At 75.9% G+C, this 6639-nt stretch carries 10 protein-coding genes; 4 read left to right on the forward strand and 6 right to left on the reverse strand.

Going from position 1 to position 6639, the window contains the following annotated elements; all coding sequences use genetic code 11:
• The 4 genes from N866_RS14675 to N866_RS14690 form a co-directional block, all read right to left on the reverse strand.
• Positions 1-1082: ribonuclease J (locus tag N866_RS14675; RefSeq protein WP_034227668.1), on the reverse strand; the 1082-nt coding region annotated here is incomplete at its 3' end.
• Positions 1082-1993, reverse strand: coding sequence for a 4-hydroxy-tetrahydrodipicolinate synthase (dapA, locus tag N866_RS14680; protein ID WP_034227669.1), 912 nt, complete (start codon positions 1991-1993; stop codon positions 1082-1084). The genes dapA and N866_RS14675, both read right to left, overlap by 1 nt.
• A 110-nt stretch (positions 1994-2103) precedes the next feature.
• A complete protein-coding gene (locus N866_RS14685; RefSeq protein WP_034227681.1) occupies positions 2104-2589 on the reverse strand; it encodes a dihydrofolate reductase in 486 nt (161 codons plus the stop codon).
• Positions 2590-2603: 14 nt separating this feature from the next.
• Positions 2604-3437 (reverse strand): thymidylate synthase, encoded by an 834-nt coding sequence (locus tag N866_RS14690; RefSeq protein ID WP_425393969.1) that lies wholly within the window; start codon positions 3435-3437, stop codon positions 2604-2606.
• An 82-nt stretch (positions 3438-3519) separates the two neighbouring features.
• Between N866_RS14690 and N866_RS14695 the strand changes: the two genes are divergently transcribed.
• The 3 genes from N866_RS14695 to N866_RS14705 are packed head-to-tail and all read left to right on the forward strand — an operon-like array spanning position 3520 to position 5124.
• The gene (locus N866_RS14695) at positions 3520-4221 is read left to right on the forward strand and encodes an AzlC family ABC transporter permease (RefSeq protein ID WP_245612607.1); all 702 of its coding nucleotides are present in this window, start codon (positions 3520-3522) and stop codon (positions 4219-4221) included.
• A complete protein-coding gene (locus N866_RS14700) occupies positions 4218-4535 on the forward strand; it encodes an AzlD domain-containing protein (protein ID WP_034227671.1) in 318 nt (105 codons plus the stop codon). The genes N866_RS14695 and N866_RS14700 overlap by 4 nt, the downstream gene beginning before the upstream one ends.
• A 43-nt stretch (positions 4536-4578) precedes the next feature.
• Positions 4579-5124, forward strand: coding sequence for a GNAT family N-acetyltransferase (locus N866_RS14705; protein ID WP_034227674.1), 546 nt, complete (start codon positions 4579-4581; stop codon positions 5122-5124).
• Between the two features lie 56 nt (positions 5125-5180).
• Here N866_RS14705 and N866_RS14710 read toward each other — a convergent pair whose 3' ends face one another.
• Complete coding sequence (locus tag N866_RS14710) at positions 5181-5624, reverse strand: tetratricopeptide repeat protein (protein WP_034227676.1); 444 nt, start codon at positions 5622-5624, stop codon at positions 5181-5183.
• Positions 5625-5627: 3 nt separating this feature from the next.
• Positions 5628-6404, reverse strand: a complete 777-nt coding sequence (gene dapB, locus N866_RS14715; protein ID WP_281173259.1) for a 4-hydroxy-tetrahydrodipicolinate reductase — start codon at positions 6402-6404, stop codon at positions 5628-5630.
• 53 nt (positions 6405-6457) lie between these two features.
• Here dapB and N866_RS14720 point away from each other — a divergent pair.
• A partial coding sequence (locus N866_RS14720) for a hypothetical protein (protein WP_034227679.1) occupies positions 6458-6639 on the forward strand: 182 nt, incomplete at its 3' end.

The raw sequence follows: 6639 nt of genomic DNA on the forward strand, positions 1-6639 counted from the left end.
CCCAGCCGCATGAGCCCGTTGATGACGCGGAACACGGCGTTCTCGTTGCCCGGGATCATCGAGGAGGCGAGCACGACCGTGTCCCCCGGCCCGACCAGCACCCGGTGGTCGCGGTTGGCCATGCGGGACAGCGCGGCCATCGGCTCGCCCTGCGAGCCGGTGCACATGAGGACCACGCGCTCCGGCGGCAGGTCGTCCACCTGCTTGACGTCCACCAGCACGTCGTCGGGCACCGTGAGGTAGCCGAGGTCCGCCGCGATCCCCATGTTGCGCACCATCGAGCGTCCCACCAGCGCGACGCGGCGGCCGTGCGCGTGGGCCGCGTCGAGCACCTGCTGCACGCGGTGCACGTGGGAGGCGAACGAGGCGACGATGACCCGCTTCTCCGCGCCCGCGAGGACGGCGTCGAGGACCGGGCCGATCTCCCGCTCGTGCGCGGTGAAGCCCGGGACCTCGGCGTTCGTGGAGTCCACGAGGAAGAGGTCGACGCCCTCCTCCCCCAGTCGGGCGAACGCGCGCAGGTCCGTGATCCGGCCGTCCAGGGGGAGCTGGTCCATCTTGAAGTCGCCGGTGTGCAGCAGCAGCCCGGCGCCGGTGCGCACGGCGACGGCGAGCGCGTCGGGGATCGAGTGGTTCACCGCGACGAACTCGCAGTCGAACGGCCCGAACGTCTCCCGCTGGCCCTCCTTCACGGCGTACGTGAACGGGGTGATGCGGTGCTCCTTGAGCTTGGCCTCGACGAAGGCCAGGGTCAGCTGCGAGCCGACCACCGGCAGGTCCGGGCGCAGGCGCAGGAGGTAGGGCACGGCGCCGATGTGGTCCTCGTGACCGTGCGTGAGGACCACGGCCTCGATGTCGTCCAGGCGGTCGGCGATGTGGTCGAAGTCCGGGAGGATGAGGTCGACCCCGGGCTGGTGGTCCTCCGGGAAGAGCACCCCGCAGTCGATGACGAGCAGCCGGCCCTCGTGCTCCAGCACGGTCATGTTCCGGCCGATCTCCCCCAGGCCGCCCAGCGCCACGACGCGCAGCGCGCCCGGCAGCAGGGCGGGGGGCGGGCCGAGCTCGGGGTGCGGGTGGGACATCAGGCGTCCGCCTCCAGGAGGCCGGCCGCCACGAGCGCGGTGCGGACCGCGGCGACCTCGTCGGCGTCCGCCGGGACCTGCGGCAGGCGCAGGGCGGGGCTCGGGATGACGCCGAGCAGCCACAGCGCGAGCTTCGACCTCAGGGCGCCGTTGCCGCTCCCGCAGATGATGTCGATCGCGGGCAGCTGCCGGACCAGGGCCTCGCGCGCCGCCGCGAGGTCATCGGCGTCGACCGCCCGGACCATCGCGGCGATGTGGTCCCCGACGAGGTGACCGGCCATGCTCACGACGCCGACGGCCCCGTGGGCCAGGAACGGCAGCGTGAGCGGGTCGTCCCCGGAGTACCACGCCAGGCCCGTCCGCAGCGTCGCCCGCAGCGCCCCGAACACGTCGCCCGTCGCGTCCTTCACGGCGACGATCCGGTCGTGCTCGGCCAGTCGGTCCAGGGTCGCGTCCGCGTACCGCACGACGGTGCGGGCCGGGACGTCGTAGAGCATGACCGGCAGGTCGGTGGCGTCGGCGACGGCGACGGTGTGCCGGTAGATGCCCTCCTGCGAGGGCCGCGAGTAGTACGGGGTCACGACGAGGAGCCCGTGCGCGCCGGCGTCGGCGGCCTGCTGCGCCATCCGCACCGCGTGGGCCGTGTCGTTGGAACCGGCACCGGCCACGACGACGGCGCGGTCCCCGACCGCGTCCACGACCGCCCGGACGAGGTCGGCCTTCTCCGGCGCGTGCGTCGTCGGGGCCTCCCCCGTCGTGCCGTTGAGCACCAGGCCGTCGTGGCCGTGGTCCACGAGGTGGCGGGCCAGGGCGGCGGCCGCGTCGAGGTCGACGGCGCCGTCGTCGGTCATCGGGGTGACCATCGCGGTGAGGACGGCCCCGAACGGGCGGTGGGCAGTGGTCGGCGCCATGGCCGACAAACTACCGCCGCGCACCGACCGGCGTCCGGCCGGACCACCGTGCGAACGGGCCGCCGCCGGCACGGCGTCCGGCACGGGCGGCGCGCTGGTCGGCGGGCCGGTCAGCGGCGCGCGTAGGTCCGGAACCGGTGCCGCACGCCGGCCGTGGACTCCGCCCAGCCGGTCGTCGGCTCGACGGCCACCTCCGCCCAGCGCTCGGGGTCCACCGCGGGCGCCGAGGTGTCGCCGGCGGCGTCCAGGTCGAGCTCGGTGACCTCGAGCCGGTCGGCCACCGGCTCGAAGGCCCGGTACACCTGGCCCCCGCCGATGACCCACGCATCGCGCCCGCCGACGGCGTCCAGCGCCTCCTCGACCGACGCGACGACGCGCGCACCGGCCAGCCGCAGCCCCGGTCGGCGGCTCAGCACGAGGTTCTCCCGGTCCGGGAGCGGCCGGAACCGCTCGGGCAGGGAGTCCCAGGTGGCACGCCCCATGACGACGACGTGGCCGCGGGTCGCGGCGCGGAAGTGGGCCAGGTCCTCCGGGACGTGCCACGGCATCGTGCCGTCACGGCCGATCACCCCCCGGCGCGCCTGGGCCCAGATCATCCCGAGCACCGCCGTCACACCGCCACGGGCGCCTTGATGGCGGGATGGTGGCGGTAGTCCACGACCTGCACGTCCTCGAGGGTGTACGCGTCGATCGACGCGGCCCGCCGCAGCTCGAGGCGGGGCCAGGGGTACGGCTCGCGGGACAGCTGGTCGGTGACCTGGTCGACGTGGTTGTCGTAGACGTGGCAGTCGCCACCGGTCCAGATGAGCTCGCCCACCTCGAGGTCCGTCTGCTGGGCGACCATGTGGGTGAGCAGCGCGTAGCTGGCGATGTTGAAGGGCACCCCGAGGAAGAGGTCGGCGCTGCGCTGGTAGACCTGGCACGACAGCCGGCCGTCCGCGACGTGGAACTGGAAGAACGCGTGGCACGGCGCCAGGGCCATGCGCGGGATGTCCGCGACGTTCCACGCGGAGACGATCATCCGCCGGGAGTCCGGGTCCCGCCGCAGCGTCTCGAGCACCTGGGCCAGCTGGTCCACGGTCCCGCCGTCGGGGGTGGGCCAGGAGCGCCACTGGACGCCGTAGACGGGCCCGAGGTCGCCGTCGGGCCGCGCCCACTCGTCCCAGATCGTCACGCCGTGCTCCTGGAGCCAGCGGACGTTGGGGTCGCCCCGCAGGAACCAGAGCAGCTCCAGGACGACCGAGCGCAGGTGCACCCGCTTCGTGGTGACGAGCGGGAAGCCCGCGCGGAGGTCGAAGCGCATCTGGTGGCCGAAGACGCTCCGGGTACCCGTGCCCGTCCGGTCCGCCTTCGGCGTCCCGGTCGTCATGACGAGGCGGAGCAGGTCCTCGTACGGCGTGGTCCCGGGCTGGGGCGGGGCTGCGGCGTCCGGCATGCGGGTCATGGTAGGCCCGCACGCGATACTGCTCCGCGTGCCTCCCGCCGACGACGCCCGCGCCGTGCGCCGGGCCGTGGTGCGGCAGGCGATGTCCGTCGCGGTCGCCACCGGCGTCTACGGGATCTCCTTCGGCGCCCTCGCGGTCGCCGCGGGCCTGGACCTCGCCCAGACGGTCGCGCTCAGCCTGCTGATGTTCACCGGTGGCTCGCAGTTCGCGTTCATCGGCGTCGTCGGGTCCGGCGGCGCCCCGGTCGCGGCGGTCGCGACGGCGGGGCTGCTCGGCGCCCGCAACGCGCTCTACGGCGCGGTGATGGCACCCCTGGTGCGCACGCCCGGGCTCCGGGGGCTCGCCGCCGCCCACGTCACGATCGACGAGTCGGTCGCGGTCGCGAACGCCCAGCCCGACCCGCCGACGGCGCGGCTCGGGTTCTGGTGGACCGGCGTGGGCGTCTTCGTGCTGTGGAACGCGTTCACCGTCCTCGGCGCCGTCGTCGGGGACGCCCTGGGCGACCCGACCCGGTGGGGCCTGGACGCCGCGGCGGCCGCCGCCTTCCTGGGCCTGCTGTGGCCCCGCCTCGGTGGCCGCGCAGCCCAGGGGGTCGCGGCCGGCGCGGTCGTCGTGGCGCTCCTCCTCACGCCGGTCGCGCCCGCCGGGATCCCGGTCCTGGCCGCCGCGCTCGTGGCGGTCCTCGCCGGGTGGCGCACGCCCCCGACGCCCACGCTGGGCCGACGCGCGCGACCGCGAGCGGACGAGGCGCGCCCCGGGCCCGAGGGGGTGCCCTCGGCATGACGCCCTACACGGCCACCTGGCTCGCGGTGCTGGCTGCGAGCGCCGTGTGCTTCGCGACGAAGCTCGCGGGCCACCGCGTCCCGCAGCACTGGCTCGCGCAGCCCCGGGTCGCGCGGGTGGCGTCCCTGGTCACCGTGGCGCTGCTCGGTGCCCTCGTCGCCGTCCAGGCCTTCACCACGGGCGACGCCGTCGTGCTGGACGCTCGGGCCGCGGCGCTCGCGGCGGCGGCCGTCGCGCTGGCGCTGCGCGCGCCGTTCGTCGTCGTCGTGGTCCTGGCGGCCGTGGTGGCCGCGGGGCTCCGCGCCCTGTCCTGACGGCGGCGGCCCGGGGTCCGGTGCGTTGCTAGCCTGGCGACCCATGGCCCTGTTCCGTGAGACCGCCGACGTGTCCGTCCGGCCCGCGACGCCCGGGGACGAGGCGGCCATCGCCCGGACCCAGCTCCGTGCGTGGCGGTCCAGCCATGCCGAGGTCCTCGGCGCGGACGTCCTGGACCGCCTCGACGCCGTCGCCGTGCAGGAGCAGTGGGCGCAGGCCGTCTCGGCCCCGCCGAGCAGCGCGCACCGGGTCCTCGTCGCCTGCGACGGACCGCGGGTCGTGGGGTTCGTCGCGTCCGCACCGGTCGAGGACGGCGTGGAGCTCGTGGCGCTCGAGGTGGACCCCGACCACCAGCGCGGGGGGCACGGCTCCCGGCTCCTCGCCGCCTGCGTGGACCTCGCCCGGGAGACGGGCGCGGGCCACGTCCGGACGTGGGTCCTCGAGGGCGACGTCGCGCGCGAGCAGTTCCTCGGCGCGGCCGGGCTGGGACCGGACGGGTCGCGTCGGGAGCTCGCCTCGGACGGTCCGGACGTCGACGGTGCCGGCCCGCGGAGCGTGGCCGAGCACCGCTGGTCCGCCGAGATCTAGACGTCCCTGCGCCCGGCCCCGGGGCGGGGTCGGGCGCGCCGGTACAGGCGGCGGGGTCAGGCGCGCCGGTACAGGCGGGCGGCGGTCCGCAGCGACTCCCGAGCCCGGCGTCGGTCACCGGCGGCGTCGTAGGCGAACCCCAGGCGGAACCAGGCGCCCCAGTCGTCCGTCGACCCCTCGACCTCGGCACGGGCCGTCGCGAAGGCCTCGTCGGCCGCGGCGCGGTCGATCCTCCCGCCAGGGCTACGAGGCAGGTCGTCGACCGGGAGCCGGCCCTCCCGCTGGAGCTCGTCGGCCATCCGCTGCACGGTCACGGCGGTGCGCCACTCGCGGACGAGGACCCAGACCCCGAGGGCGGGCAGCACCAGGACCGCGAGGCCGAGCGCCACGCCGACCGGCTCGCCGGTGCGCGCGAGCGCGAGCCCGCGGTCCGCGACCGCGACGATGTACAGCACGAGCAGCGCGCTGAGCAGGAGCGCACCGGCGAGTCCGCGACGCACGGCTCAGCCCAGGTCGAGCAGGTGCTCGAGGCCGACGGTGAGCCCGGGTCGGGCGCCGATGCTGCGCACCGCGTGCAGGACGCCCGGCATGAACGACGTCCGGTCGAAGGAGTCGTGCCGGATCGTCAGCTGCTCTCCCGGGTTGCCGAGCAGGATCGCCTCGTGCGCGACGAGCCCGCGCAGCCGCACGGCGTGGACGTGGATGCCGTCGACGACGGCGCCGCGCGCCCCGTCGAGCTGCTGCGTCGTGGCGTCCGGCACCGGGCCCAGGCCCGCGGCCCGGCGCGCCCGAGCGATCCCCTCCGCGGTGTGCCGGGCCGTCCCGCTCGGTGCGTCGACCTTGTCCGGGTGGTGCAGCTCCACGACCTCCACGGACTCGAACCAGCGCGCGGCGCGCGCGGCGAACGCCATGGCCAAGACCGCGCCGAGGGCGAAGTTCGGCGCCACCAGGACCCCGATGCCGTCCGCGCGGTCCAGGTGGCGGCGGACCCGCAGCAGCGCCTCGTCGTCCCACCCCGTGGTGCCGACCACGGCGTGCACCCCCAGGTCCAGCAGCGTGTGGACGTTGGCCTCGGTCACGGACGGCACGGTGAAGTCGACGGCGACGTCGGCACCGGCCTCGCCCACCACCGCGAGGTCGTCGCCCACGTCGACGCGCGCGACGAGCTCGAGGTCCGCCGCCGCGTCGACGGCCTGGCACACGGTGCTGCCCATCCGTCCGGCCGCTCCGAGGACGGCGACCCGCACCGGGCGCTGCTGGTGGTGCTCCGCTGCTGTCACAGGTGCCGACAGTAGTCGCTCACGCGGGAGGCACCGGTGCCGATGGTCGGACCATGGACGTGAGCACCGCACCGCGGTGGGCGGTCGCAGCCCGGAGCCGGGCCACCCCGGGCGCGGGCGACCCTGGCCGGGCCCTGGCGGCGGCGGTGCTGCTCTGCGGGGCGACCAGCGGCGCCCTCGCGTGGCTGGTGCTGGGTGCGTCACCCGGCGCAGTCGCCGGGCGCGTCGTGGTGGC

This window comes from Actinotalea ferrariae CF5-4, assembly GCF_000603945.1.
GTDB classification, from domain to species: Bacteria; Actinomycetota; Actinomycetes; order Actinomycetales; family Cellulomonadaceae; genus Actinotalea; species Actinotalea ferrariae.

Bases quoted from the DNA above. Each gene is read 5' to 3' on its own strand.
- dapA (WP_034227669.1), bottom strand. From the start codon at position 1,993: ATGGCGCCGACCACTGCCCACCGCCCGTTCGGGGCCGTCCTCACCGCG.
- N866_RS14685 (WP_034227681.1), bottom strand. From the start codon at position 2,589: ATGATCTGGGCCCAGGCGCGCCGGGGGGTGATCGGCCGTGACGGCACG.
- N866_RS14690 (WP_425393969.1), bottom strand. From the start codon at position 3,437: ATGACCCGCATGCCGGACGCCGCAGCCCCGCCCCAGCCCGGGACCACG.
- N866_RS14695 (WP_245612607.1), top strand. From the start codon at position 3,520: ATGTCCGTCGCGGTCGCCACCGGCGTCTACGGGATCTCCTTCGGCGCC.
- N866_RS14700 (WP_034227671.1), top strand. From the start codon at position 4,218: ATGACGCCCTACACGGCCACCTGGCTCGCGGTGCTGGCTGCGAGCGCC.
- N866_RS14705 (WP_034227674.1), top strand. From the start codon at position 4,579: ATGGCCCTGTTCCGTGAGACCGCCGACGTGTCCGTCCGGCCCGCGACG.